This is a genomic window from Pseudomonas sp. P7779, from assembly GCF_013386315.1.
GTDB lineage: Bacteria > Pseudomonadota > Gammaproteobacteria > Pseudomonadales > Pseudomonadaceae > Aquipseudomonas.
In genome coordinates this window covers 1-26,236 of the sequence record NZ_JACARZ010000123.1, presented here as the reverse complement: position 1 = coordinate 26,236, position 26,236 = coordinate 1, and the positions used below count along the sequence as shown (strand labels likewise).

Here is a 26,236-nt window from a genome sequence, read left to right as displayed (position 1 = left end):
TCAAACCTTTGGAGCAGATGCACGCGTCACTCCATAAAAATGACAAGACGGCGCGGGAAAAGCCTGTTTTTGCACTAGCCTAACAGCGTGCAAAGGTAGCGCTATCTGCGTCTTGAGGTGTTTCATGAGTCAACCTGTTACTGCCCTCGTGATCATGGGTGTTTCCGGCTGTGGCAAGTCCAGCGTCAGCGAGGCCCTGTGCCTGCTGAACGGCGCCACTGCCATCGAAGGCGACAGCTTTCACCCCGCCGCGAACATCGAGAAGATGAGCGCCGGCCATCCCCTTAACGACGAAGACCGCGCCGGCTGGCTCGACATCCTGTGCGATGAGCTGCGCCGCTCGCTCAAGGCCGGCGAGCATCCGGTGCTCACCTGTTCGGCCCTGAAGAAGAAATACCGCGACCACCTGCGCGAAGCCGCGCCGGGCCTGGGGTTTGTGTTTCTGGAGCTGACCCGCGAAGTCGCCGCCGACCGTGTATCCCATCGCCCCGGCCATTTCATGCCGGCCAGCCTTATAGACAGCCAGTTCGCCACCCTGGAATCCCCGGTGGGCGAGCCGTTGACCCTGGCCCTCAACGCCAGTGAAGACAGCGTTGAAGAACTGGCCGAGCAAACCAATGCCTGGTGGCTCGAACACGGCTTTGAACCAAACAAATAATTTTTTGCCGGACAAGATAGCGCTGTCCGCCTGCACTGAATTTTTTACCGGCTTTAATAACAACAACAAACAGGAGAGACCCCCATGTTTGGCTTGTCCCACGATACCTATCTGCTGCTCGATGCAGTGGTGACCATCATCGGCCTGATCGTGTTGATCACCCGGTTCAAAGTCCACCCGTTCATTGCCCTGATCATCGCGGCAGGCTTTCTCGGCCTGACCTCGGGCATGCCCGTGGACAAGATCATCAAGGCCTTCCAGGACGGCTTCGGCGGGGTGCTCGGCTTTGTCGGGATTATCCTCGCGCTGGGTACGATGCTCGGCAAGATGATGGCCGATTCCGGCGGTGCCGATCAGATCGCGCAAACCCTGGTGCGGGCCTTCGGCAAGGAGAAGGTGCAGTGGGCAATGATGTTCGCCGCGTTCCTGGTGGGCATTCCGCTGTTCTTCGAGATCGGTTTTGTGTTGCTGATCCCGCTGGTGTTTATCGTCGCGCGCCGTACCGGTGTGTCGCTGATCAAGATCGGCATTCCGCTGCTGGCCGGCCTGTCGGCGGTACACGGCCTGGTGCCACCGCACCCGGGCCCGCTGCTGGCGATCGGCGTGTTCGGTGCCGACATCGGCAAGACCATTCTCTACGGCCTGATCGTCGCGCTGCCTACAGCGATCATCGCCGGCCCGCTCTACGGTTCGTTTATCGCCAAGTACATTCCGGGCAACCCGTCCCAGGAACTGGTGGACCAACTGGCCAGTGAGCAACCGGAATCCAAGACCCTGCCGAGTTTCAGCATCACCCTGATCACCGTGCTGTTGCCGGTGTTCCTGATGCTGCTGAAAACCTTCGCCGACGTCGCCCTGCCGGACGGCCACGTGATCCGCAACTGGATGGACATGATCGGTCACCCGATCACCGCCTTGCTGCTGGCCTTGCTGTTGTCGCTGTACACCTTTGGCCATCGCCAGGGCATCGGCTCCAAGCAAATCCTCAAGCTGCTCGACGCCAGCCTGGCGCCGACTGCAGCGATCATCCTGATCATCGGTGCCGGTGGTGGTTTCAAGCAGATGCTGGTGACCAGCGGCGTAGGTGATGTGATCGGCCATATGGCGGTGACCGCGCAGATCAACCCGATCCTGCTGGCCTGGCTGGTGGCGGCGGTGATTCGTGTGGCTACCGGTTCTGCGACGGTGGCGACCATTACCGGTGCCGGCATTGTAGTGCCGGTGGTAGGGATGATTCCGGGGGTGAACCGCGAGTTGCTGGTATTGGCGACGGGGGCGGGCTCGCTGGTGCTGTCTCACGTCAACGATGCGGGGTTCTGGCTGGTGAAGCAGTACTTCAATATGACCGTGGCCGAGACGTTCAAGACCTGGACGGCGATGGAGACCATCCTGTCGGTGGTGGCGTTGGGCTTTATCATGTTGCTGTCGCTGGTGGTCTAGGCGGTAAGTGATCGTTCCCACGCTCCGCGTGGGAACGCATCCTGTGACGCTCCGCGTCACAAGCGGACGCAGAGCGTCCAAGGCGGCATTCCCACGCAGAGCGTGGGAACGATCATTCCTGCAGTTGGATCGGGTCAGGCGTCAGCTTTCTTGACCAGCCCATCCGCCCGGAACATCGCCCGGATGCCCCGCACCGCCTGGCGAATCCGGTCCTGGTTTTCGATCAGTGCAAAGCGCACGTGGTCGTCACCATACTCACCAAAGCCAATCCCAGGCGACACACACACCTTCGCCTCAAGCAGCAGCTTCTTGGCAAACTCCAGCGAACCCATTGCGGCGTACGCCTCGGGAATCTTCGCCCAGACGTACATCGACGCCTTCGGGTTCTCGACCATCCAGCCCAGCTCATGCAGACCTTTCACCAGCACGTTACGGCGCTGACGGTACTGCTCGGCAATGTCTCTCACGCACTGCTGATCGCCTTCCAGCGCCGCAATCGCCGCCACTTGCAGCGGGGTGAACGTGCCGTAGTCGTGGTAGCTCTTGATCCGCGCCAGGGCGTTGACCAGTTCCGGGTTGCCCACCATGAAACCAATGCGCCAGCCGGCCATGTTGTAGCTCTTGGACAGGGTGAAAAACTCCACCGCGATGTCCTTGGCGCCCGGCACTTGCATGATCGACGGAGCTTTCCAGCCGTCGTAGACGATGTCGGCGTAGGCCAAATCATGCACCACCAGCACGTCGTACTGCTTGGCCAGGGCGATCACCCGTTCGAAGAAGTCCAGTTCCACGCACTGTGCGGTGGGGTTGGACGGGAAGCCGAGGATCATCATCTTCGGCTTGGGGATCGAGCCACGAATCGCACGTTCCAGTTCAGCGAAGAAGTCCACCCCCGGAATCAGCGGCACCGAACGCACCTGGGCGCCGGCAATCACGGCACCGTAGATGTGAATCGGGTAGCTGGGGTTGGGCACCAGCACCGTGTCGCCCTGGTCCAGGGTGGCCAGCATCAAGTGCGCCAGGCCTTCCTTGGAACCGATGGTCACGATGGCTTCGGTTTCCGGGTCGATGTCCACTTCGTAGCGGTCTTTGTACCAGCGCGAAATCGCCCGGCGCAGCCGCGGAATGCCTTTGGAAGTGGAGTAGCCGTGGGTGTCTTCGCGTTGGGCGACGGTGACCATTTTTTCCACGATGTGCGGTGGAGTGGCGCCGTCAGGGTTACCCATGCTCAAGTCGATGATGTCTTCGCCGCGCCGACGCGCAGCCATCTTCAGCTCGGCAGTGATATTGAACACGTAAGGGGGGAGTCGATCTATGCGCGCAAAGCGGCGCGGCGAACGGGGTTCGGCCATTGTTGCCTCGAAATACGTAAGCGCCCGGAACCGTCCGAGCGACGTCGGCCACTGCGGTGGCCTGCGGGGCAGACAATACGGTCGGTGATGGCCAATTGTCCAGATGCAGCAGGAAAAATTTCTGCTTGGAGTGCAACGGGGATATGCCCCTATACTCGACGCGGGTTTGTTCCCTCATAAGAAGGAGACTGTTCAGATGGATCAACAGACAAAACTGCCGTTACAGCCGCGCATGGAAGAGGGCAAGGCCCTGGTGATCGCGGGTGTGCAAGGGCGTTATTCAAAGGCCACGATTGGCGATATTCCCAAGTTGTGGGAGCTGTTCGACAGCTGCTTCAAAGAGATCAAGAAACGCGTCGGCGGCGTGACCTATGGCGTGTGCTACAACGCCAAACACGATGAATTTGACTACCTGGCCGGCGTTGAAGTACCGGCCAAGGGCGATGTACCGAGCAACTTCCAGTCGATTGAAATCCCGGCCCATCGCTATGCCGTGTTCCCGCATTTTGGCCCGGTGCAGGCGCTGGCGCAGACCTATGAACGCATCATGTTCGAATGGCTGCCGGCCTCCGGGTACAAGGTGGTCGGGGCTGATTTTGAGCGCTACAGCGCCGATTTCGATGTGGGTAAAGGCACGGGCTCCGTGGAAATCTGGATCCCGATCAACGCCGAATCCGCCTGACCGCGCCACCGGCAGGAGCGAGCACGTTCGCTCCTGCAATGGCCTCTCAATACAGCGTGGCCTTGACCCGCTCCGGCATCTCGCGGTCATAGGCTTCGGCGTCGAACGCCCCATCATTCAAGCGCTTGTGAAACGCCCCGGCGGAGGGCAGTGCCGAGCGATCCAAGTGCTTTTCCGGGTTCCAGCAATCGGAGCGCACAAAGGCTTTGGAGCAATGGAAATACGCCGCCTCTACCTGCACCAGAATCACCGAACGGGCCGCTTTGCCATTTACCGCAAAGCTCTCCAGCAACTCAGGCTCGATGGAAATCTGCGCCCGGCCATTGACCCGCAACGTCTCGCCAATGCCCGGGATGATGAACAGCAACGCTATGCGCGGGTCCACCACCAGATTGCGCAGGGTGTCGAGGCGGTTATTCCCCGGCCGATCCGGAATCGCCAACGTGCGCTCGTCGATAATTCGTACAAAACCTGGCACGTCGCCACGGGGCGAACCGTCGATGCCGTCCGGGCCGGATGAACTCACCACCACCAAGGGTGACGCGCGGACCATGGCCTGGTAATCCTCGTTGAGAAACGGGATTTCCTTGCGCACGGCCCGCTCGTGGGGGAGGCCGTAGAGGGTTTCGAGTTGTTCCAGGGTTGTTAGCATCTTCACCAGCTCCTTATTGTTTAAAACACCCACGCCAACCGGCGCTCATACCCAATCCGCCCCTTATACGCCTCCCCGCTGTCCACCCAGCCCTGCTGCAAATACAGCCCCATCGCCGCCACATTGTCCGTGTCCACCGACAGCTCCAGCGCCTTGATCTGCGGCCAAACCAGGCGCGCGGCGGCGGGGAGGGCTTGCAGGCAGGCTTTGCCAAACCCCAGGCCTTGCTGATGGCGATCGACTTGCAACGCATGCAGCGTGGCGCTGTGTTCATCCGCCCAATGGGGCAGGCAGGGTGGGCGTTTGAGCAGCAGGAAGGCCACGGGAATGCCGTCGGCGAGTAACGCAAAGCCTGCCACGCCGGGATTCGGATTGACCAGCAGGGTGTTCAGCGCACAGTAGATATCGCCGGAAAAACCCAGTTGTTCGGGATGCACTTCCAGGGCGTTGAGTTGCTGTTGTTGCAGGGCAGTCAACGTCTGATAGGCGACGAGGCGGGTTTCCATCGGCGTAGCATCCGAAATCCTACAAAGAAGCGCGGATTCTAGCGGGTTTGCGGTAGTCGCAATTATTTTTTGCGGGACTGTCGATTGGCCCGGGGCTCAGTCGACTAAGGGTGTCTTCCGTGATTTTTCCCGTAAGGAGTATCGCCATGAGCACCGCAATCAGCAGCTTGATCGAACAATGGAAACAGGCGGTCACCGCCAAGGATGTCGAGAAAATAGTCAGCTTTTACGCAGACGATATCGTCGCGTTCGACGCCGTTAGCGCCCTGCAGTTCAAGGGCAAGGCCGCCTATCAGGCGCACTGGAAGGCGTGCATGGAGTTCTGCCCGGGCCCTGGGGTCTTTGACTTCCATGAGATGCGTATCGTCGCCGGCGATAACAGCGCCTTTGCCCACTGGCTCGCGCACTGTGGCGGCACCGGGCCCGACGGCGTACTCAAGACCTGCTGGATGCGCGTCAGCGCCGGCTACCAGCGCGTTGGCGGCGAGTGGAAAGTGGTGCATGAACATTGGTCGGCACCGTTCGACATGGAAACCGGCGCCGGTCTGTTCGACCTGAAACCTTGAGCGCCGCGAACTATAGTCAGTTGTCCGAAAACGGAGAATCCCATGAAATACCTCTGCCTGATCTATAGCAACGAACAGGTGCTGCACGATTCGCCCGACAGCCCCAAGGACCCGGAATGTTTCGCCTATGGCCAGTCCGTGCAGGCCAGCGGGCGCATGCTCGCCGCCGAGCCGCTGGAGTCGGTGAGCACCGCCACCACCGTGCGCATGCGCAACGGCAAGCTGTCGATCACCGACGGACCGTTTGCTGAAACCAAGGAGCAGCTCGCCGGGTTTTACCTGATCGAGGCCAAGGACCTGAATGAAGCGATCCAGGTGGCCGGCGGCATACCGGCCGCCCGGGTCGGCAGTGTGGAAGTGCGCCCCGTGCGTGAATTGAATCTCTGATCACAACAATAAAACCCAGGAGGTTTCCCATGAGCATTCAACCCAAACCCGCCGAATTTGAACTGTCCATCAGTCGCTTGATTGATGCCCCTCGCAGCCGCGTGTTTCGCGCCTGGACCGAGCCGGCCTTGTTGCAGCAGTGGTGGGGCCCACACGGCATGACCACTCCCGAGTGCGAAATGGACCTTTGGGTGGGTGGGCAATTTCGCACGCTGATGCGCGCGCCGGACGGCAGCGAATACCCGACCCAGGGCGTATTCCTGGAGATTACCGCCCCCAGTCGGCTGGTGTTTACCGACGCCTTCACCCCCGGCTGGATCCCTTCGGGCCAGCCATTCATGACCGCCGAAGTCACCTTTGAAGATGTCGACGGCAAGACCCTGTACACCGCCCGCGCCATGCACTGGAGCGCCGAGACCAAGCAGGCCCACGAAGCCATGGGCTTTCACGAAGGCTGGGGGCAGAGCCTCGACCGGCTGGTGACGCTGGTGACCGAAGGCCTGCGCGATTGACGGTGCAGGCCCGGGTTGAAGCGGTTTATCGCAGCGAATCGCGGCGCATCCTGGCGACCCTGATTCGCTTGCTTGGCGATTTCGACCTGGCTGAAGAAGCCTTGCACGAGGCGTTCTTCGTCGCAGTCGAGCGCTGGGGGCAGGACGGTGTGCCGGATAACCCCCGGGCCTGGCTGGTCTCGACCGGGCGCTTCAAGGCCATCGACCGTTTACGTCGCCAGGCGCGTTTTACCCCGTTGTTGCAGGCGCAAGCCGATGCGCTGGAAGCGGCAGACTGGAGCGTTGAAGACGTGGAAGACGACCGCCTGCGCCTGATCTTCACCTGCTGCCACCCGGCGCTGGCGGCGGATGCCCAGGCGGCGCTGACCTTGCGTGAGATCTGCGACCTCACCACCGAGGAAATCGCCCGGGCGTTTCTCGCCACGCCCACTAGCATCGCCCAGCGCATCGTGCGGGCCAAGGGCAAGATCCGCGAAGCGAAAATCCCCTATCAGGTGCCATCCCTGGCGGAGTTGCCCGAGCGCCTGGACAGTGTGCTGCGGGTGATTTACCTGGTGTTCAACGAAGGCTATTCGGCGTCCATGGGCGCCGACCTGACCCGTGAAGACCTGACCCGCGAAGCGATTCGCCTGGGCCGTTTGCTGATGGAGTTGTTGCCGGAACCGGAAGTGATGGGCTTGCTGGCGCTGATGTTGCTCCACGAGTCCCGGCGCCCGGCACGCACCTCGGCGGGCGGCGAATTGGTGCTGCTGGATGAGCAGGAGCGTTCGCTGTGGGATGCGTCGTTGATTGCTGAAGGATGCGCCCTGGTGGAGAAATCCCTGACCACACGCCGCTTCGGGCCCTACAGCCTGCAGGCAGCGATTGCGGCGGTACACGCTGAAGCCGTGAGCGCCGATGAGACTGATTGGCCGCAGATCGTCGGGCTGTATGACGTGTTGCTTGGAGCGATGCCATCGCCGGTGATCGAGCTAAATCGCGCGGTGGCCGTTGCGATGCGCGATGGGGCGCAGGCCGGTTTGCAATTGGTGGACGGCATTCTGGCGCGGGGGGAGTTGGTGGACTATCACCTGGCGTACTCGGCGCGTGGCGAGTTTTGTCGGCGATTGGGGCGAGTGGAGGACGCGCGGCGAGCGTTTGAACGGGCGCTGGCATTGACCCAGCAAGTGCCCGAAAAGCGCTTTATCGAGCGGCGATTGGCCGAACTCAAATAGTGCAGGCGCCGGAGATCCAAATGTGGGAGCGGGCTTGCTCGCGAATGCGGTGGATCAGTCACTGAAATGTTGACTGACACACCGCATTCGCGAGCAAGCCCGCTCCCACATTTGTTCGATGTTATCTTGATGAATGAGTTACGGCTGCTGACGCGTCGCCGCCAACACGATCTCGCGAATGCACACATGCTGCGGCTGCTGGTAGGCATAGGCAATCGCCGAAGCCACATCATCGGCGCTCAGCACGGTGCCGCCCATGTCCTGTTTCCACGCCTGGTAGCCGGTCTTGATGGCTTCGTCGGTGGTGTGGCTCAGCAATTCGGTTTCCACCGCGCCCGGCGCAATGGTGATCACACGCACATTGTGCGGCGACATTTCTTCCCGCAGGTTTTCCGAAATTCCATGCACGGCGAACTTGGTGCCTACATAGGCGACGTGGTTGGGGAAGGTCTTGCGCCCGGCTACCGAGCTGACGTTGATGATGGTGCCACCCTTGCGCTCGACCATGCTGCCGGCCACCGCATGGATGCCGTTCAGCAGGCCCTTTACGTTGACGTCGAGCATCTGCTCCCACTGTGCCGGGTCCTGTTCGCTGACCGCGCCCAGCAGCATCACGCCGGCATTGTTGATGAGTGCATCGGCCGGGCCGAATTGCGCTTCAGCTTCCTTCACCGCCGCCACCAGCGCAGCGCGATCGGTGATGTCGACACCGCGACACAAGGTGTTCGGCAACTCCAGCGCATTCAGCCGGTCGATGCGGCGGGCCAGCAGCAACAGCGGGTGGCCGGCGGCCGACAGCAAGCGCGCAGTCGCTTCGCCAATGCCCGAACTGGCGCCGGTAATGATGATCAATGGCTTGCTCATGGTGGAACTCCTGAAATAAGAAAAACAAATAACTGAACGTGGAGCGCAGTATATTTAGCCCTCGGCTGGCTGAAAAATGCCTTATTCCTCTGTCTGTCATCGGTATTAACTATGGATGTGCGTCATCTCAAGGCGTTTCTCGCGGTATTCGAGGAACGCAATATCACCGCCGCCGCCCAGTGCCTGTTCATCAGCCAGCCGACGTTGTCGGTGACCATCAAGCAACTGGAAGAAGAGCTGGGCGTGGCGCTGTTTCTGCGCCAGCCTCGTGGGGTTGAGGTCAGTGACGAGGCGCGGGTGCTGTACCCGCAAGCCCGGCGCATGGTGGCCGAGGCCGACGCATTGAGCCGCTTGTTTCGCGGGCGCGAAAACCGCATCGCCCTGGAACTGGGTGTGGAAGGCGATATTGCCGACAGCCAGATCGAAACTTTCCTGCGCATGGCGCACCAGGGCCTGCCGGGTTTGCTGCTGACCTTGCAGGAAGGCTGCGAAGGAGAAGGGCGCCTGGCGGTAGAGGAAATGTGCTGCGAGGACGAATTGTTCCTGCCGCTTTGGGAAGAGTCCTACGTGATGGCACTGCCGATTGCGCACCCGATGGCGGCGGGCGGCAAGGAGCAGGCCTGGGCGCCGATCGAAGACTGGATCACCTGCCCGCAGCATGATTCCCACCAACGGCTGATGGCCTTGTACGGCCGCTCGCCCCAGGCGGTGGCCGGGCATGCCGGTTCGTTGACCCAGGCATTGCACATGGTGGCGGCCGGTGTCGGCGTGGCGATGTTGCCGCAGTCGCTGGCGACGGAGCGGGCCGGGGTGGTGATTCGCCCCTGGCACCTGCCGGCACCGACGCGCCGGGTGGGCTTGTGCTTTGCCGCCCAGGCCCTGGAGTTGCCGGCGTTGCGGGCCTTGCATGAGTATTTCCAGAACAACCGCCCGCCGCAGATTGAAGCCGCCTGACGGCGCCTTTGAATTCACCGCAAATTCAATGTAGGAGCTGACTTGCCTGCGATAACGGTGGTGACTGACACACCGCTATCGCAGGCAAGCCAGCTCCCACATTTGATCTTCATTGTTGCGAATAGTGTGTTCCGCCGTTATTCCAGCATCTTGCCCAGCAGCCAACTGCCGGCCGGGCCGGGCGGATGCTGGCGTGACCACAACGCGTCCACCGCCACCGAGCGCGGCCAGCCCCGGGCCTTGATTTCACACAGGTGGTCGCCGCCAAACCGCTCCACCAGCCAGCGCGGCAGCGGTGCCCAGCCAAAACCCAGCTGCGCCATTTCCATCAGCATCAGGTAACTGGGCGCTGACCACACTCGGCCCAGGCCGCGGGTTTCATTCGGGTTGATGATGCTCGCCAGGCGCAGTTCGCGGTGTTGTTCCAGGGTTTGCTGGTCGATGTCCGCAAGGTTCGCCAGCGGATGTCTGGGTGAGACAAACAGCGCGATTTCCGTGCGCTCTTCCACGGTGGTGCTGGTGAGGTCCGGCGGGTAAACCTCCTGCATCTCGATAAACGCAATCTGCGCCCGGCCACTTTGCACCAGGGCGATCAAGTCCTCGCATTCGGCGATCAGGCATTCCAGCTCCAAGTCCGGGTAGCGCTGCTCGAAGGCACTGAGGGCGGTTTCGAAACGGTCCGACTGTACGTATCGGACATCGCGATACTCAGCTTCGGCTCCAATCCCTGGGATAACTGACTGGCCGCCAACTCCAGGCGGCTGCTGGCTTCCAACACCTGCTCGGCGCGTTGCAGCAGCACATGCCCGGCCGGGGTCAGCGTCGGCTTGCGGCTGCTGCGATCAAACAGCACCACATCCAGGTCAATCTCCAGGCTGGCCACCGCCGCGCTGACGGTGGACTGGCTCTTGCCCAACTTGCGCGCCGCCGCTGAAAACGAACCGTGGGTCGCCGCCTGCACAAACGCCTGAAGCACTTCGTGGGATGCCATGACTATCGCCTTGATCGATGGTTACTGGTTATGAAGTATCGATTCAAAGGGTAATGATGGCAACCATCGTCACTCACGGAGAACGGGTCATGACACCCACCAAGTCGATTACTGAACGCGTTTGGCAGGCCATTGGTTTTGAAGGATTGGCCTTGTTGATCTGTACACCGCTGCTGGCGTGGATCATGGATAAACCGGCCCTGGAGATGGGCGTCGTGACCTTGGCCATCAGCCTTATGGCACTGGCCTGGAACGTGATTTTCAACGGCCTGTTCGACCGTCTCAAGGCGCGCCTGCAACTGTCCGGCGGGGTGTGGACCCGCGTGCTGCATGCGTTGATGTTTGAAGGCGGGCTGGTGGCGATCTGTGTGCCGTTGATTGCCTGGTGGCTGAACATCAGCCTGATGCAGGCGTTTATCCTCGACATCGGCGTGTTGCTGTTTTTCCTGCCGTACACCTATGTGTATCACTGGGCGTATGACGCCGCGCGGGAGCGGATTATGCAGAAACGGATGCGCACCGCGTAGGAGTCCGGCTTGCCGGCGATGGCGATTTTGGATACGTCATCGCCGGCAAGCCAGCTCCTACAGGGGTTGTAGGGCGGCCACAAAATCGAGGAATGCCCGCACCTTGGCCGCCGGCAAATGCCGCGACGGGTAGAAGGCATACAACGGGAAACGCTCGTCGGGCCAGTCGGGAAACAACTCGATCAACGCGCCGGATTCCAGCGCCGGTGCCAGCCCAAGGTCGAGCATTTGCGCCACTGCATGGCCGTGTTCGCACACGCTGTACAGGGTCCCTGCGTCGTTGACCACCAGCCGCCCGCTGGTGGCGATGTTGACCTGCTCGCCCGGCCGGTGGAATTCCCAGCCAAACGGCCGGCCAGTCTGGGAGTCGCGAAAGTCGATGCACACGTGCTGGCCGTCTTCCAGGTCCTTGGGGTGTGAAGGGCGACCATGCCGCTCGAGATAAGCTGGCGAGGCCAACGTCAGCACCCGCACTTCCATCAGCTTGCGGGCGATCAGCGAGGACGATTGCGGAATGCCAAAACGGATGGCCAAATCAAAGCCATCCGCCACCAGGTCCCCGAGTTGATCCCGTGTGTGCAGGTCCAACTGCAATTGCGGGTACTGACTCATGAATTCACCCAGCACCGGCCCCAGCACCAGCCGCGAAAAGTACGGGTCGATGTTCACCCGCAACCGCCCGCGAACCGTCAGGGCGCTGTCGGCCGCCGAGCTGGCGGCTGCTTCCAGGCCGGCCAGCAGCGGGGCGATTTCCTGGTAGAAACGCCGGCCCTCGTCGGTCAATTGCACCGAGCGGGTGGTGCGGTCGAACAGGCGGATTCCCAGGCGTTTTTCCAGCCGCGAAATGGCCCGGCTGACCCCCGAAGGCGTCATCTCCAGGCTGTCGGCGGCGCGGGCGAAACTGCCGCTGTCGACCACGGCGGCCAGTACGCCCATGCCACCGGCCAGTCCTGGATCAAAACTCATGGGTGATTGCCTGTCAGGTATCCGAAAGCATTGATGCTAGCGGAGAATCCGAGCGCGTTACAGAAACATCCCGCCCGAGGCCTCGACCCGTTGCCCGGTGATCCAGTTGCTGCCGTCGGCCAGCAGGGTGGAAATCGCTCCGCCAATGTCATCCGGCAAGCCCGCGCGACCGAGGGCGGTGTTGTTGGCGACCATCGCGTTCACGTCCGGATTGTCGCGCACCACGCCGCCGCTGAAGTCGGTGGCAATCGCGCCGGGGGCCAGGGTGTTCACGGTGATGCCACGGGCACCCAGTTCCTTGGCCTGGTAGCGGGTCAGCACTTCCACCGCGCCTTTCATCGAGGCATAGGCCGAATAACCCGGCAGGCTGAAGCGCGCCAGGCCGCTGGAGATATTGATGATGCGGCCACCATCGCTGATCAGCGGCAGCAGTTTCTGGGTCAGGAAAAACGGGCCCTTGAAGTGGATCGCCACCAGTTGGTCGAACTGTGCTTCGGTGGTGTCGGCGAAGCTGGCGTGGGCGCCGATCCCGGCGTTGTTGATCAGGAAGTTGAAGTGCGCCTGGCCGAACACGTCCTTCAATACCGAGCCGACCTGGGCGGTGAACGCCTCGAAGGTGGAACTCTGGCTGACGTCCAGTTGCAGCATGGCCGCCTTGCCGCCCAGCGCTTCGACTTGGGCGACCACGGCCTGGGCTTCGTCCGCCGCGCTGTTGTAGGTACCGATAATGTCGACGCCTTGTGCCGCCAGGTGCAGCGCAGCGCTTTTGCCCAGGCCGCGGCTGGCGCCGGTGATGAGTGCGATTTTACGGGTCATGGTGAAGTCCTCGGGGCGTGTGATGGTTCGTGGGACTGAGTGTATTTGTCCGGCCATAACGTGATAAACAGAGCTATGCCGGAATCACTGGCCGGATAAGGCGAACAATCCCATGAACAAACTAGAGTTGCTGCGTACCTTCGTGCGCGTTGCCGAACTGTCGAGTTTCACCCAGGCGGGCGAGAGCCTGGGCTTGCCGCGCTCCACGGTTTCCGAGCATGTGCAGGCGCTGGAAGAGTTGCTGGGCGCGCGCCTGTTGCAGCGCACCACGCGCAAGGTCCAGGCGACCCAGGACGGGCGCGTGCTGTATGAGCGCAGCAAGGATTTGCTGTCGCACATGGAAGAGCTGGAAGGCTTGTTTCGCCAGGATGAAGCGCAGCTGGCGGGGCGCATTCGGGTGGACATGCCCAATGTCATGGCCCGGGAATTGATCCTGCCGCGCCTGCCCGAGTTCATGGACCTGCACCCGCTGATCGAACTGGAAATCAGCAGCACCGACCGCCAGGTTGATTTGCTGGCGGAAGGTTTCGACTGCGTCTTGCGCGTCGGTGCGCAGCCGGACCAGTCGGTGGTAGCCCGCTTGTTGTGCAGCATGCCGATGATCAACTGCGCCAGTGCTGCGTACCTGAAACGCCACGGCGTACCCAGGACGCTCGCTGATTTGGCTCACCATCAACTGGTGCATTACGTACGCCCGCTGGGCTCACGTTCTCCAGGGTTTGAATACGTACAAGGCAACAAGGTGCAGCGGATTCCCATGGCCGGGCGCGTCACGGTCAACAGCACCGACGCTTACCGGGCGGCGTGCATCGGTGGCTTTGGCCTGACCCAGGTGCCCGCCCTGGGCATTCACGATCAACTGGCCAGCGGCGAGTTGGTGGCGGTGCTGCCGGACTATCCGGCGCCGGCACTGGACGTGTCCCTGCTGTACGCCGGCCAACGGCATTTGCCGCTGCGGGTGCGGGTGTTCATGGATTGGCTGGCCGCCACCTTGCAGGCTGCTTTCAACGCCGGGCAGACAACTGCTGCGGCGCCAGGAATGCATCATGGAAGTAATCCCGAAACGCCTGCATCGCCGGCGTGAAATCGCGCTCGCGGTGCCAGGCCAGGCCGACGCTCATGGGCGTGACCTTGTCGGTGACGCTCACGGTTTCGATGCGTTTGCCTTCCAGTGACCACGGGCGATGCACCAGGTCTGACAAGATCGCCACGCCGCTGCCGTTGGCGACCATGCTGCGCACTGCCTCCACCGAACTGGTGCGCAGCCGCACCTTGGGGGTTTGCCCGGCCTGTTCCCAGTAGCGCATGGCGCTTTGTTCGGCTTCGTCGACGGTGAGGAAAATGTACGGCTCCCTGGCCACATCGGCGAGGCTCACGGCGGGGCGTTCGCACAACGGGTGATGGCTGGGCAGCCACAGGCGGCGTTCGGAGTTGAAGAGGATTTCCGAGACGATATCCGCGTGGGTGAGGTTGGCGGTGAGCACCACGGCCATATCGAACTGGCCGTTAAGCAGGCCGTGTTCGATGGCCTGGCGTTCCTGTTCGAAGACCTCGATGGTCACGTCCGGGTGCCAGTGTTCCATGCGCTGCAAGTGGTGCGGCAGGAAGTAACCGAGCACGGTGTAGCTGGCGGCCACCCGCAATACGCCGCTGGCGCGGTAGTCCGGCAGCGGGCTGTTCAGGGCATCGTCGACGCTGCGCACAATCACATACGCCCGGTTGAGGAAATGCCGCCCGGCGTCGGTCAGGCTCATGCCCTGGGCCGAGCGCACGAATAGCTGCGCGCCGAGCATCGCTTCCAGCTCCTTGATCGCGGTGGTCACCGCCGATTGGGAGATGTTCAGGTGAATCGCCGCCTGGGAGATCTGGCCGATTTCGGCGGTGGCGACGAAGTAGCGGATTTGGCGCAGGGTCAGGGACATTGGTTTCTCCGCTCGTTCCCACGCTCTGCGTGGGAACGCATCCTGTGACGCTCCGCGTCACGATTTCAAGGGCGGACGCAGAGCGTCCAGGGCGGCATTCCCACGCGGAGCGTGGGAACGATCAGTATCGGGTATCTGATTTTCAGAAGATGGGCCATCTGATAATAGATCTTCCCAAGGGGTCAAGGGGCAGCCTAATTTCCATCGCAAGAACTTCAACGGAGCGACCCCGATGCAGGCAGTGGATTTCAATTCGGACATGGGCGAAGGCTTCGGCCCCTGGACCATCGGCGACGGCGTCGACAGCGAACTGATGGCCTACATCAGCTCGGCCAACATCGCCACCGGCTTTCACGCCGGCGACCCGGGCACCATGCGCCGTACCGTCGAACGCGCCAAGCAGTTGGGCGTGGCGATTGGCGCGCACCCGGGTTTTCGCGACCTCGTAGGTTTCGGCCGACGCCATATCAACGCTCCGGCCCAGGAGCTGGTGGACGACATGCTCTATCAACTCGGCGCCCTGCGGGAAATCGCCCGGGTGCAGGGCCTCACGCTGCAACACATCAAGCCCCACGGCGCGCTGTATATGCACCTGGCGCGGGATGAAGAAGCGGCGCGGTTGCTCGTGGAAAACCTGCAACGGCTGGAGCCCACGCTGCTGCTGTATTGCATGCCGAATTCGGTGATCTGGCGTATCGCCAAGGAACTCGGCCAGCCGGTGGTGCGGGAGTTTTATGCCGACCGTGAGTACGATCTCACCGGCTCCATCGTGTTTACCCGCAATGTGCGGGCGCTGGATCCGGCGACGGTTGCGGCGCGTGTCCTGCGTGCCTGCCAGACCGGCCTGGTGCGCACGATTGAAGGCGAAGACCTGTTTATCGAATTCGATTCCGTTTGCCTGCACAGCGACACCCCCGGCGCCCTTGAACTGGTGGAAGCCACCCGTGAAGCGCTGGATCAGGCGGGCATCGAAGTACGCACCCCCCGCTGACCGACACCGGTGCCCAGACACCGGGTCTGATTGATTTTTTGCCTGCCTTTCTACAATGATTCCAAGAGGAAAAGACATGGCTGAATCTTCCCCGATCCGCTACAGCTTTGGCGGTGATGAACACCTGTTTGCCGAGGTCAGTGAGAGCATGTCCCTGGAGGCTTTCTTCAAGGGCATGGCCGTCACCCGTGCGGTGGAGCGCCTGGCCCTGGACGGTGTGCTGGACGTCTGCCTGGCAAATGCCTCGTTCCAGATTCGTTTCGACCCGGACCGCATCGCGCCCCACGTGCTGCTCGACGCGGTACAAAGCGCCGAAGCCCAGGCCGTGGCCGAACGCACCTTGCACACCCGCATCATCGAAATCCCGGTGCTGTACAACGACCCCTGGACCCATGAAACCCTGATGCGCTTTCGCGACCGTCATCAGGACCCGACCGGTACCGACCTGGAATACGCAGCGCGGATCAACGGCCTGGCGGATGTGGACGCGTTTATCGCGGCCCACAGTGGCGCGCCGTGGTTTGTCTCGATGGTGGGGTTTGTGGCGGGCTTGCCGTTCATGTTCCAGATGGTGGAACGCGAGCGGCAGTTGCAGGTGCCCAAGTACCTGCGCCCACGCACCGACACGCCGAAATTGACCCTCGGCCACGGCGGCTGCTTCGGCTGTATCTATTCGGTACGCGGCGCCGGTGGCTACCAGATGTTCGGCGTCACCCCGGCGCCGATCTACGACCCGCAACAGCAGTTGGCTTACCTGAAAGAGCACATGGTGTTCTTCCGCCCCGGCGACATCGTGCAGTTCAAACCCATGGACCGCGACGCCTATGACCTGGCCGTGGCAGAAGTGGACGCAGGGCGCTTCGACCTGCGCATCCGCCCGGTGGAGTTTTCCCTCGACGCCTTTCTCGCCGACCCCATCGGTTACCCGAAAACCCTGCAGGAGGCGCTGGCATGATCAAGGTACTCAAAGCCGGCCTCGCCACCTCCGTGCAGGATCTTGGCCGCGAAGGTTATTACCACCTCGGCATCCCGCCATCCGGCGCCCTGGACCAATACGCGTTGAGCGCGGCCAACCACCTGGTGGGCAACCCCATCGGCGCTGCCGGGCTGGAATGCACGTTGATCGGGCCGGAGCTGGAGTTTCAGCAGGATGCCCTGGTGGCGTTGTGCGGGGCGCTGATGTCGCCGCGCCTGGACGGCGTGGTGGTGCATCAGGACACCGCGTTTGAAGTGCGGGCCGGGCAAGTGCTGCGCTTTGAATTTCCCAAGGCCGGCGCACGGACTTACCTCGCGGTGGCTGGTGGTATTGACGTGCCGCTGGTATTGGGCAGCCGGTCCACTTACACCCTGGGTGCGTTGGGCGGGTTTCACGGGCGGCGTCTGGTGGAGGGTGATGAACTGCCCGTGGGCGAAGCCAGCGGCAAAGGCCGGGCTGGGAACAGTTTGCCCATGGCGTTGCGCCAATCGGTGGGTGGGGACGTGACCCTGCGGGTGGTGCCGGGGCTGTATTACGAGCGACTGACGCCCGCCGCCAAAAGCAGCTTTTTTGCCGAGCCCTGGACGGTGGGGTCGGAGGCCGACCGCATCGGCTATCGCTTCAAGGGCGGCAATGCCTTGAGCTTTCAGCCACGGGAACAACCGTTTGGCGCCGGGTCCGATCCGTCGAACATCGTCGACAGTTGCTACCCCATCGGTTCGATCCAGGTGCCGGCGGGCCTGGAGCCGATCGTGCTGCACCGGGACGCGGTGTCGGGCGGGGGCTACGCGATGATTGGCACGGTGATCAGTGCCGACCTGGATCTGATCGGGCAGATGCAACCGAACCAGCGGGCGGGGTTTGTGGCGGTGACGCTGGAGGAAGCGTTGGAGGCGCGGCGGGTGTACAAGAAGCGGTTGAAGCTGATGGGTGGGTTGTTTAGCACCTGAACTCACCACTGAACCCAATGTGGGAGCGGGCTTGCTCGCGAAAGCGGAGTGTCAGTCAATAAGTCTGTGACTGAGCCACCGCATTCGCGAGCAAGCCCGCTCCCACATTTTTATCGGGTTGTGTCAGAACAATTGGGTGAATAGCCAGTACAGGCTGCCCGACAACAGAATCGCCGCCGGTAACGTCAGCACCCAGGCCATCAGCAAGTTGCGGATGGTCTTCATCTGCAAGCCACCGCCGTTCGCCACCATGGTCCCGGCCACACCCGACGACAACACATGGGTGGTGGACACCGGCAAGCCATACATGTCTGCCGCGCCGATGGTCAGCATTGCCACCATCTCGGCGGATGCGCCCTGGGCGTAGGTCAGGTGGGTCTTGCCGATCTTCTCGCCCACGGTCACCACGATACGTTTCCAGCCGACCATGGTGCCGAGCCCGAGGGCGATGGCCACGGCGATCTTGACCCACAGCGGGATAAATCGTGTGGCGTTGTCGATCTGTTGCTTGAACAGTTGCAGCTTGTTCTGGGTGTCGGCATCGAAGTTGCCGACCTTGCCCTTGTCCATCAGGCGGATGGTTTCGCTGGTCAGGTACATGTCGTTACGCACGTTGCCCACGGCCTCGGCCGGTACGGCGGCCAGGGAGCCGTAGCTCTTCACTTCCTCACCGATATGCCCGGTGATGGCGGCCAGGGCGGGCACCAGTTCCGGGGTGGCTTCCTTGGTGCGTACGTAGGTCGACAAGGTGCCGCGAGAGTCGGCGGGAGCCAGTTGCGGCGCCGCTTTTACCAGGGCTGCCTGGGTGACTTCGGCCACCGCGGCAAACTGCAACGACTCACCGGCCGGCATGGTGCGGTTCAACGCGTAGGCCATCGGCAGGGTGCCCACCAGGATCAACATGATCAGGCCCATGCCCTTCTGGCCATCGTTGGAACCATGGGCGAACGACACGCCGGTGCAGGTGGCGATCAGCATGCCGCGAATCCACCAAGGCGGCGGGGTATCGCCTTTTGGCGCTTTGTACAGCGAGCGATTTTTCACGAAGGCCCGCAGCGCCAGCAACAGCAGGGCGGCGAAGGCGAAGCCGATCAGCGGCGACAGCAGCAACGCATAACCGATCTTGATCGCCTGGCCCCAGTCCACACCGCTGGTGCCGTCGCGGCCATGCATCAGTGCGTTGGCCACGCCCACGCCGATGATCGAGCCGATCAAGGTGTGGGACGACGACGCCGGCAACCCCAGCCACCAGGTGCCGAGGTTCCACAGGATCGCGGCGATCAACAGCGCGAAGATCATCGCAAAGCCGGCGGAGGAGCCGACCTGCAAAATCAGCTCTACCGGCAGCAGGGCGATGATGCCGAACGCCACCGCGCCGCTGGATAGCAGCACGCCGAGGAAGTTGAAAAAGCCCGACCACACCACCGCGAAATGCGGTGGCAATGAGTTGGTGTAAATCACCGTGGCCACCGCGTTGGCGGTGTCGTGGAAGCCGTTGACGAACTCGAAGCCCAGGGCGATCAACAGCGCCACGCCCAGCAGCAGGAACGGCGTCCAGGTGGTGACCACCGTGCCCAGCTCGTGCATGTCGTGCATCAGGCTGTAGGCGGTGAACAACAGGCCCATGGCGAGTACGGCGAAGAAAATGATCACCGTCACCAGGCCCGGTTTTTTGTCCAGGCGCGGTTTGGGATCGTTGGTGACGGAGGCGGTGGAGGCGGTCAGCGAAGGGGTTGCCATGCCGGAACATCCAGTGTTGAGGGAGGATATCCGTCATGATCGTTGCAGAATGTTACAGAGATGCTGCGGTAAATCAGTGTTTAGGGAATTGAAGTTGCCGCCGGTCTATAAAACACCGCCGATAAAATGTGGGAGCTGGCTTGCCTGCGATAGCGGTGTATCAGTCACCACCGCTATCGCAGGCAAGCCAGCTCCCACATTGATCGCATTTCAAATTCAATAATCCTTGCGCTTGCGAAACGCCCAGCGCCCGGCAATCAACGTGAACGTTGCCACCAGCGCCACCAGAATCCAGAAGCCTTCAGGGTCTGTAGAAAGCGGCACACCACCAACGTTCATGCCAAAAAAACCGGCAATGATGTTGATCGGCAACGCCAGCACCGTGACCACGGTCAGGGTGAACAACGTGCGGTTGCTCTGTTCGTTGAGGTTGGCGGCGATCTCTTCCTGCAGCAGCTTGATGCGCTCACCCAACGCCATCAGGTCATTGATGATCAGCGCAAACTCCTCGGTGGATTTGCGCAGCTCTTTCACGTCTTCCTTCTGCAGCCACTGGGGCGGACGATTGAGCAGCCGCAGCAACGAGCCGGGCTCCAGCGCCAGCAGCCGTTGCAGGCGCACCAGCACCCGGCGCGCGGCACCCAGTTCGGCGCGGTTGGTGGACAGGCGTGACGACAGCAACTGGTCCTCGATCTGGTCGACGCTGAGGCTGGTCTTGCGCACGATCTGTGTCAGCACCTCGCCCTGGTCCCGCAGCAAATGCACCAACAGTTCCAGCGGCGAGCGAAAGTGTTCACCGGCCTTAACCGACGAGCGCAGCTTGTCCACCGAATGCAGCGGTTGCAGGCGCGCGCTGATCAGCAGCCGACTGCGGGCGCACACCCATAGGGTGGAAATGTCTGAAGACACCATGCTGCTGAAGTTGAAGACCACGTCGTTGACCACCGCCAGCAAGGCCGAGTCCACGTGTTCGATGCGGGTGGAGCGTGAGCCTTCGTGCAAGGCTTCGAAGAATTCTTCCGGCAGGTTCAGGTGCGCCTGCATCCAGCGCTCACAGGCGGCGTGGGCCAGGTTCAAATGCAGCCAGAGGAATTCGTCGGGGTCACCGGGTTGCTGCAAGGCCGCAAGGGCAGTGGCTGAATCAATCTGTTCGCCCTTTTCACCGGGGCGGAAACGAAAACCGTAGAGCAAGCCAAACAGGTCGGAGTCCTGGTGGCTGTGGTCGATGCTGTGGTTCATGGAGGCTCGCAGGGAAAGTGCCTGTAGGAAATTTCACAGGTTCACTTGAGCGCATCATGGCAACTGAATTTGACGCTTTTGTGACGGTTTGAGGTGGCCGTCAATCGCCCGCGGGCAAACTGAAGCTGAACACCGTGCCGTCCTGCTCGCTGGAAGACACTTCCAGCCGCCCGCCATGGGCGTCGGCAATCTGCTTGACGATGTACAACCCCAGGCCCAACCCGGCCTGGGGCAGGGCGCCCGTCGGTCGGGAGTAGGGCTGGAACAGCAGCGGCATGGCTTGCTCACTGATCAGCCCAAGGTTTTTCACCGTTAACTCAAACGTGCCGGCGTTGACCTGCGCACTGACCTCAACCGGCCCTTCGGGACTGCCGTGGCTGATGGCGTTGGCCACCAGGTTGGAGAGCAGTTGCGCCAGCCGCTCGCGGTCGCCTTTCACACCCTTGAGATTGCCGATGCGGGCGTGAATCAGCCGCTTTGGATGGACGTGCTGCACCTCTTCCACCACATGCTGCAAAGTGTCTTCAAGCCCAGTGCATTCACTGATGTTGACCGGGATGCCGCTGCCCATTCGCCCGCGGGCAAAGTCCAGTACGTCCTCCACCAGTTGCGAGGCGCGGCGGCCGCTGGCCAGCATGTGCCGCACCAGGGTGTCGGTGGCCGGGTCCGGGTGTTTGCGCAGCAGGCGTTCGGCGCCGACGTTGATGGCGAACAGCGGGTTGCGCAGGTCGTGGCCGAGCACGGCGATGAATTGTTCGCGCAGTTCGGCGGTTTCCCGCTCCTGCTGCAGGTCGGCCTCGGTCTGCTGGAGGCTTTCTTCGGCTTCGATCTGCAGCGACAGCACCCGGGCAAACGACTCCATGGTCGACTGGATGGTGCTGCTGCGCAGTTGCGCCGGGTTCGGGTCCAGGGCACAGATGGTGCCGAAGAAACGCCCGTCGGTGCGGAACACCGGCACCGAGATGTAGCTTTCAAAGTGGTAGATGCGCGGCGTGTGGTGGTCGCGGTACAGCGGGTCTTCGCTGGCTTTGTCGATCACGATCGAGACGTGGGAGTCGCGTATTTCGTGGCACAGGGTGGTGGTCAGGTCCAGCTCGCCACCCACGGGCAGGCCAAAGTCCAGTTGGTCGCGCACGGCGCAGGCGGTCCAGGAATCGTCGGTGACCCGGGCCACGGCCGCAAAACGCAAGCCGGTCATCTCGCTGACTACCTGGAGAATCGCCGGGACGGCGCTGATTCTGCCAATGGTGGCAATGTCGACGGCTTTTTGCCCCATGGCGAACGGTTCCGGTCCTGATGCTGCTGGCGTTGTGCCTTGGCTGATGGTTGGGATTCTAGCGAGCTTGGCGGCGTAAGGTACAAATTCGTTCACGCTAATTAGACTAATTGCTCTTCTGGGCGACGAGCGCGCATAAAAAAGCCGCGCGGCCCGAAGGCGGCGCGGCGTTTTTGCGGTTCAACTCAAGTGTCTTGCTTGTTTTCCAGGACTTCGCCGGTCTTGGCATCCAGCTTCACGTCCCACTTCACGTTGCTGGTGTCACGCAGTTCGGTCTCGTAGACCAGGCGGCCGGCTTTGTCTTCCAGTTCGGTGTCAACGATGGTGGCGCCTTTGTGCTGGGCCACGGCCTTGGCGTTGAGCTTTTCAAAATCCATCACGGCACCGGACTTGAGCAGGCTCGGAATCTGGTCCGGGCGAACATCGGCCTGGGCCAAACCGGCGGTAAGGGTCAAGGCGGCAGCAGCGAACAGAGCGGTCAGGTTTTTCATGGTGTGATCCTTTGGGGTGAGCTGTTTAAGTGGGATCAGGTTAACCAGCGCAACTTAACTCACCCTTAAGATTGCGCCGTTTGTTCAATCGGCGGCGAGTGCGGGGTTTCATGCTGGCGTCTCACTTACGGGAGGCACAGATGAAACAGTTAATGGCCTGGGTGTATGCGCCCTTGTTCTGGGCGGGGTTTATCGGGTGGGCGCTGTGGCTGGTGCAGAGGGATGCGCTGCAGTGGCTGGGGCTGGTATTTGTTCTGGCGGTGGCGGTGTCGTTTATCGCCGAGTGGTGGTTGCCCTATGAGCCGCAGTGGAATCGCAACCAGGGTGATCGTCGTCGCGACTTGATTCACGCGTTGGTCAATGAGGGCCTCAATGCGGCGGGCTTGTTGATCTTGCCGGTGCTGACCGCGCTGTTGGCCGTCGACGGTGTATGGCCGCGGGCGTGGCCGCTCTGGGCGCAATTGCTGCTGGCGATCTTCATTGCCGATGCGGGCATCACCCTGATGCATTACGCCAGCCACCGAGTCGCTGCCTTGTGGCGCCTGCACGCGGTGCACCACAGCGTGCAACGGCTGTATGGCTTCAATGGCTTGATGAAGCATCCGTTGCACCAGATGCTGGAAGCCACGGCCGGGTTGACGCCGTTGATCCTGCTGGGCATTCCCACGGAGGTGGCGCTGCTGCTGGCCCTGGCGATTGCCGTGCAGCTGCTGTTGCAGCATTCCAATGTCGACATGCGCCTGGGGCCGCTGCGCTGGGTGTTCGCCTGGGCGCCGGTGCATCGTTTTCATCACATGAAATATGGCCGGGCTGGGGATGTGAATTTCGGCTTGTTTTTCAATCTGTGGGATTGGCTCTTGGGCACGGCGTTTTACAGCCATGACTATCGAATGGGGCAGGGCGACTTGGGGATTGGCAGCCGGCCGGATTTTCCGCGGGAGTATGTGGCGCAGTTGCGCGATCCGTTCAGGACGGTGCAATTGAGCAAGGAGCCGCCGGTTCCCGCGGGTCTAGTCGAGGATTCGTACGTGCAGGTTGCGCAACGACGCCCCGGCCGTGACGCCAAATAGTTGCTTCATGGTCCGGGAAAAGTGCGCCGAATCGGCGAACCCGGCGCCATGGGCAGCCTCGGTCAGGGTGCTGCCGCCGAGCGCCAGTCCCAGCGCCACTCGCAAGCGCCGCCACAACACCAGGCGACGTACCGGCAAACCCAGTTGGTTGGCGAACAAACGTTCCAGCTGGCTTAACGAAACGTGCGCCGCCTGTGCCAGGGCTTGGGCCGAGACCTTGCCACTCAGTTGCTGATCCAGCGCCGACAGCGCGCGCTCCACCCTGGCATCTTCCAGTGCGCGTCTCGGCAATTGGCGCAGCGTGCGCTCGAGTGCTTCCAGGGACCGTTCACTGTCGGCCAGGGCGGCCTGCAAAGAGTCGAAGTCAAAGGCGCCGGGTTCGGCATACACCATCAACACCTCACCATGGGTTTGGAGGATGGCGTGGGGCATTCTGGACGGGATAAACAGGCGATGGGCCGTGGTGGCACGGCCATCGAGGCTGGCCGTGACCGGCCCGCCCGCGGAGAACATCAGCTGATGGGCATAGTGTGCATGGGGCGCGGTGCGCCCCGGTGTGCCCTGGATCAGCCCGTAGTCAGGCCCCAGCCACAGGCGACCTGACCATTCGGGGCTCACTCAGTAACCGTTGTCCTGCAGCAGGTCGGCCACACTCGAGGATGGCCAGCGCTTGTAGTACTTCAGCAGTTCGGCAGCGCGGTTGGTGAAGATGCCATCGACGCCGGCTTTCATGACCTTGTCGAAGTCCACCGGCTCATCCACGGTGTACACGTGCACCAGCAAGCCCTTGTCGTGGGTCAACTGGTTCATCTCGGGTTTGACCAGGTCGGAGTAGCTCTGGTCGCCGAGGTTGGTCAGTTGTGCCGAAGGGCCGGTACCGATGGCGCCCAGGCTCTTGGCCTCGTCGATCCATTTTTCGAACTCGGCGGCGTCCTTCGGCTCCTGCTTGGCGTAGTAGGCGGCTTTGCTCGGCTCGCCGGACTCGGCGAAGGGCACCTTGGATTTCGGTTCGATGCTGCCTTCACCTACCCACAACAGCAGGATTTTCGGGGTGTTGGGCATCTCTTTTTGCAGTTCTTTCAGGCTGTCTTTCTCAAAGGTTTGCAGCACCACGCGGCCCTTGCCCTGGCCGACGCCGATGTTTTTCTGGGCCTGGTTGGAGCCGGTGGAGCTCAACCAGCCTTTATCCAGCAGCTTGTTCTTCAGGTCGGCCTCGATGCCCGGGAATTGCTTCGGCTCCTTGGTTTCGATGTACAGGCCGGGTTTGTGCTGCGGATTGCCTTCGGCGATCTTGATGATTTCGTCCAGGCTGAGGATTTTCAGGCCGACGAAGCCCGGGCGGGCACGATCCGGGTAGGCGGCGTTGAACCAGCTGCCGGCGTCCAGGGTTTTAAGCTCGGCCCAGGTGAATTCGTTGGCCGGGCTGTCCTTGCGCTCGGGGAACTTGGTGGCGACGTCGGTGGTGCGTTGCAGGTTGTTGTCATGCAGGGCGAATAGCACGCCGTCCTTGCTGCGTTGCAGGTCCATTTCCAGGTAGTCGGCACCCAGGTCGCGCGCGACTTTGTAGGCGGCGGCGGTGGATTCCGGTGCATCGAAGGAGGCGCCACGGTGGGCAATCACGGCGGGGTGCGGAATGCCTTCGTTGGTGGCCAATTCGGTAGGGCTGATCGGGCTTGCCGCCTGTGCGTGGCCAAGGCCCAGCATCAGGGCCAGCAGCAGGGCACTCTTGGTAAACGTGACAGGCATATGCGAAGTCCTTTCGTGGAGGTAACTTTGAGAAGGGCTCCTTTTTAACAATTGCTTGCGAATGGCGCTATCACCAAACCGACATTAACGTGTTCACCGGCCATTTTTCTGCACTTTTGTGCGGTGCGATGCAGTACTCTTGCCTTGAATTGCCCCATCAGAGGGCAGATTTTCCTGCCACGCGTGTAAACCATCTTTCCAGTCCAAGTAGGACTTTTCAGTGAGGTTTACCATGCGCATCACCTCCGAGCTTATCTGCCAGGCCGCCGACCAACTCCAGGGTTTTGTCGGCCTGAACCGCAAGACTGGCCAGTACATCGTCCGTTTCAGCGAAGACTCCTTCGGCATGGACGTGGCCGATGACGGCATCATCCCAACCGCCGAGTTTGTCTGGCTGCCGGTCGACGGGCAGGCCATGACCTTGTCCCGCGAGCGGATCCAGTTGTTGCTGGACCAGAACATCGACGATCGCATCAACATCACCGAACCGCTGCGGGTGTACATGCGTCGGGTGGAGATTCCACAGATCAGTGCGGTGCGCAGTCTGGTCAGTTGAGTGCAGCATAGCCCTGCGGCTGGAGCGCTTTTTGTGGCTAGGGAGCTTGCTGTGGCAGGGGGCTTGCTGTGGTGAGGGAGTTTGCTGTGGCAGGGAGCTTGCTGTGGTGAGGGAGCTTGCTGTGGTGAGGGAGTTTGCTGTGGCAGGGAGCTTGCTGTGGCGAGGGATCTTGCTCCCGCTGGAGTGCGCAGC

The 26,236-nt window shown here is 61.8% G+C and carries 28 protein-coding genes and 1 pseudogene; 15 read left to right on the top strand and 14 right to left on the bottom strand.

Going from position 1 to position 26,236, the window contains the following annotated elements; translation table 11 throughout:
• Nucleotides 1–124: 124 nt before the first annotated feature.
• A complete protein-coding gene (locus HX869_RS28455) occupies nt 125–658 on the top strand; it encodes a gluconokinase (RefSeq protein WP_087693163.1) in 534 nt (177 codons plus the stop codon).
• Between the two features lie 84 nt (nt 659–742).
• Nucleotides 743–2,098, top strand: coding sequence for a GntP family permease (locus tag HX869_RS28450; RefSeq protein ID WP_008431626.1), 1,356 nt, complete (start codon nt 743–745; stop codon nt 2,096–2,098).
• A gap of 134 nt (nt 2,099–2,232) precedes the next feature.
• Here the strand turns inward: HX869_RS28450 and alaC are convergent, their stop codons facing one another.
• Nucleotides 2,233–3,450, bottom strand: a complete 1,218-nt coding sequence (gene alaC, locus HX869_RS28445) for an alanine transaminase (protein WP_178904007.1) — start codon at nt 3,448–3,450, stop codon at nt 2,233–2,235.
• 196 nt (nt 3,451–3,646) lie between these two features.
• Here alaC and HX869_RS28440 point away from each other — a divergent pair, with 196 nt between their 5' ends.
• The gene (locus HX869_RS28440; RefSeq protein WP_003213098.1) at nt 3,647–4,132 is read left to right on the top strand and encodes a GyrI-like domain-containing protein; all 486 of its coding nucleotides are present in this window, start codon (nt 3,647–3,649) and stop codon (nt 4,130–4,132) included.
• Nucleotides 4,133–4,178: 46 nt separating this feature from the next.
• Here the strand turns inward: HX869_RS28440 and HX869_RS28435 are convergent, their stop codons facing one another.
• Nucleotides 4,179–4,784, bottom strand: a complete 606-nt coding sequence (locus HX869_RS28435) for a pyridoxamine 5'-phosphate oxidase family protein (protein WP_003213099.1) — start codon at nt 4,782–4,784, stop codon at nt 4,179–4,181.
• A gap of 20 nt (nt 4,785–4,804) precedes the next feature.
• Nucleotides 4,805–5,290 carry an N-acetyltransferase gene (locus HX869_RS28430; protein ID WP_178904006.1) on the bottom strand — a complete coding sequence of 162 codons (486 nt, stop codon included), beginning with the start codon at nt 5,288–5,290 and terminating at the stop codon, nt 4,805–4,807.
• 146 nt (nt 5,291–5,436) lie between these two features.
• Between HX869_RS28430 and HX869_RS28425 the strand changes: the two genes are divergently transcribed.
• From HX869_RS28425 to HX869_RS28410, 4 genes are read left to right on the top strand one after another with little or no spacing between them, the layout of a single operon-like run.
• On the top strand, nt 5,437–5,856 hold the full coding sequence (locus HX869_RS28425) for a nuclear transport factor 2 family protein (protein WP_003213104.1): 420 nt from the start codon (nt 5,437–5,439) through the stop codon (nt 5,854–5,856).
• A 42-nt stretch (nt 5,857–5,898) separates the two neighbouring features.
• A complete protein-coding gene (locus HX869_RS28420; RefSeq protein WP_003213107.1) occupies nt 5,899–6,243 on the top strand; it encodes a YciI family protein in 345 nt (114 codons plus the stop codon).
• Between the two features lie 29 nt (nt 6,244–6,272).
• Nucleotides 6,273–6,755, top strand: coding sequence for an SRPBCC family protein (locus HX869_RS28415; RefSeq protein WP_003213108.1), 483 nt, complete (start codon nt 6,273–6,275; stop codon nt 6,753–6,755).
• Between the two features lie 2 nt (nt 6,756–6,757).
• Nucleotides 6,758–7,969 (top strand): RNA polymerase sigma factor, encoded by a 1,212-nt coding sequence (locus tag HX869_RS28410; RefSeq protein ID WP_032898801.1) that lies wholly within the window; start codon nt 6,758–6,760, stop codon nt 7,967–7,969.
• 138 nt (nt 7,970–8,107) lie between these two features.
• On the opposite strand, the gene HX869_RS28405 is transcribed toward HX869_RS28410, so the two are convergent.
• A complete protein-coding gene (locus HX869_RS28405) occupies nt 8,108–8,833 on the bottom strand; it encodes an SDR family oxidoreductase (RefSeq protein ID WP_178904005.1) in 726 nt (241 codons plus the stop codon).
• A 111-nt stretch (nt 8,834–8,944) separates the two neighbouring features.
• Between HX869_RS28405 and HX869_RS28400 the strand changes: the two genes are divergently transcribed.
• Entirely contained in the window at nt 8,945–9,787 is an 843-nt protein-coding gene (locus HX869_RS28400) for a LysR family transcriptional regulator (RefSeq protein ID WP_178904004.1), read from the top strand.
• Between the two features lie 137 nt (nt 9,788–9,924).
• On the opposite strand, the pseudogene HX869_RS28395 reads toward HX869_RS28400, so the two are convergent.
• Nucleotides 9,925–10,778 (bottom strand): annotated as a pseudogene (locus HX869_RS28395) (LysR family transcriptional regulator).
• 89 nt (nt 10,779–10,867) lie between these two features.
• On the opposite strand from HX869_RS28395, the gene HX869_RS28390 reads away from it, so the two are divergent.
• Entirely contained in the window at nt 10,868–11,305 is a 438-nt protein-coding gene (locus HX869_RS28390; RefSeq protein ID WP_087693157.1) for a multidrug/biocide efflux PACE transporter, read from the top strand.
• A gap of 57 nt (nt 11,306–11,362) precedes the next feature.
• Here HX869_RS28390 and HX869_RS28385 read toward each other — a convergent pair whose 3' ends face one another.
• Together HX869_RS28385 and HX869_RS28380 are read right to left on the bottom strand one after the other, a co-directional pair.
• Nucleotides 11,363–12,271, bottom strand: coding sequence for a LysR family transcriptional regulator (locus tag HX869_RS28385; protein WP_178904003.1), 909 nt, complete (start codon nt 12,269–12,271; stop codon nt 11,363–11,365).
• Between the two features lie 57 nt (nt 12,272–12,328).
• Nucleotides 12,329–13,087, bottom strand: coding sequence for an SDR family NAD(P)-dependent oxidoreductase (locus HX869_RS28380; protein ID WP_003211435.1), 759 nt, complete (start codon nt 13,085–13,087; stop codon nt 12,329–12,331).
• A 112-nt stretch (nt 13,088–13,199) separates the two neighbouring features.
• Between HX869_RS28380 and HX869_RS28375 the strand changes: the two genes are divergently transcribed.
• Nucleotides 13,200–14,171: a LysR family transcriptional regulator gene (locus HX869_RS28375; RefSeq protein WP_008432970.1), complete on the top strand. Its 972-nt coding sequence runs from the start codon at nt 13,200–13,202 to the stop codon at nt 14,169–14,171.
• Here the strand turns inward: HX869_RS28375 and HX869_RS28370 are convergent.
• Nucleotides 14,092–15,009 (bottom strand): LysR family transcriptional regulator, encoded by a 918-nt coding sequence (locus HX869_RS28370; RefSeq protein ID WP_003211439.1) that lies wholly within the window; start codon nt 15,007–15,009, stop codon nt 14,092–14,094. The genes HX869_RS28375 and HX869_RS28370 overlap by 80 nt on opposite strands.
• Nucleotides 15,010–15,241: 232 nt before the next feature.
• On the opposite strand from HX869_RS28370, the gene HX869_RS28365 reads away from it, so the two are divergent.
• From HX869_RS28365 to HX869_RS28355, 3 genes are all read left to right on the top strand, one after another.
• Nucleotides 15,242–16,000: a 5-oxoprolinase subunit PxpA gene (locus HX869_RS28365; protein WP_178904002.1), complete on the top strand. Its 759-nt coding sequence runs from the start codon at nt 15,242–15,244 to the stop codon at nt 15,998–16,000.
• 76 nt (nt 16,001–16,076) lie between these two features.
• Complete coding sequence (locus HX869_RS28360) at nt 16,077–16,955, top strand: allophanate hydrolase subunit 1 (protein ID WP_008432967.1); 879 nt, start codon at nt 16,077–16,079, stop codon at nt 16,953–16,955.
• The gene (locus HX869_RS28355) at nt 16,952–17,926 is read left to right on the top strand and encodes a biotin-dependent carboxyltransferase family protein (RefSeq protein WP_008432965.1); all 975 of its coding nucleotides are present in this window, start codon (nt 16,952–16,954) and stop codon (nt 17,924–17,926) included. The genes HX869_RS28360 and HX869_RS28355 overlap by 4 nt, the downstream gene beginning before the upstream one ends.
• A gap of 123 nt (nt 17,927–18,049) precedes the next feature.
• Here HX869_RS28355 and HX869_RS28350 read toward each other — a convergent pair whose 3' ends face one another.
• The 4 genes from HX869_RS28350 to HX869_RS28335 all read right to left on the bottom strand — a co-directional run bounded on the left by HX869_RS28350 (nt 18,050) and on the right by HX869_RS28335 (nt 22,672).
• Nucleotides 18,050–19,666: an inorganic phosphate transporter gene (locus HX869_RS28350; protein ID WP_008432964.1), complete on the bottom strand. Its 1,617-nt coding sequence runs from the start codon at nt 19,664–19,666 to the stop codon at nt 18,050–18,052.
• 216 nt (nt 19,667–19,882) lie between these two features.
• Nucleotides 19,883–20,905, bottom strand: coding sequence for a transporter (locus tag HX869_RS28345; protein WP_003211449.1), 1,023 nt, complete (start codon nt 20,903–20,905; stop codon nt 19,883–19,885).
• A gap of 100 nt (nt 20,906–21,005) precedes the next feature.
• Nucleotides 21,006–22,181 (bottom strand): GAF domain-containing sensor histidine kinase, encoded by a 1,176-nt coding sequence (locus HX869_RS28340; protein WP_003211451.1) that lies wholly within the window; start codon nt 22,179–22,181, stop codon nt 21,006–21,008.
• A gap of 185 nt (nt 22,182–22,366) precedes the next feature.
• A complete protein-coding gene (locus HX869_RS28335) occupies nt 22,367–22,672 on the bottom strand; it encodes a PepSY domain-containing protein (RefSeq protein WP_003211453.1) in 306 nt (101 codons plus the stop codon).
• A gap of 140 nt (nt 22,673–22,812) precedes the next feature.
• On the opposite strand from HX869_RS28335, the gene HX869_RS28330 reads away from it, so the two are divergent.
• Entirely contained in the window at nt 22,813–23,742 is a 930-nt protein-coding gene (locus HX869_RS28330) for a sterol desaturase family protein (RefSeq protein WP_102369739.1), read from the top strand.
• On the opposite strand, the gene HX869_RS28325 is transcribed toward HX869_RS28330, so the two are convergent.
• Nucleotides 23,683–24,360, bottom strand: a complete 678-nt coding sequence (locus tag HX869_RS28325) for an AraC family transcriptional regulator (RefSeq protein ID WP_003211458.1) — start codon at nt 24,358–24,360, stop codon at nt 23,683–23,685. The two genes, HX869_RS28330 and HX869_RS28325, sit on opposite strands and share 60 nt — an antisense overlap.
• Entirely contained in the window at nt 24,361–25,488 is a 1,128-nt protein-coding gene (locus HX869_RS28320; RefSeq protein WP_008432958.1) for a glycerophosphodiester phosphodiesterase, read from the bottom strand. It abuts the gene before it with no gap.
• A 232-nt stretch (nt 25,489–25,720) separates the two neighbouring features.
• On the opposite strand from HX869_RS28320, the gene HX869_RS28315 reads away from it, so the two are divergent.
• The gene (locus HX869_RS28315) at nt 25,721–26,044 is read left to right on the top strand and encodes a DUF2025 family protein (RefSeq protein WP_008432956.1); all 324 of its coding nucleotides are present in this window, start codon (nt 25,721–25,723) and stop codon (nt 26,042–26,044) included.
• The last annotated feature ends 192 nt before the right edge of the window (nt 26,045–26,236 follow it).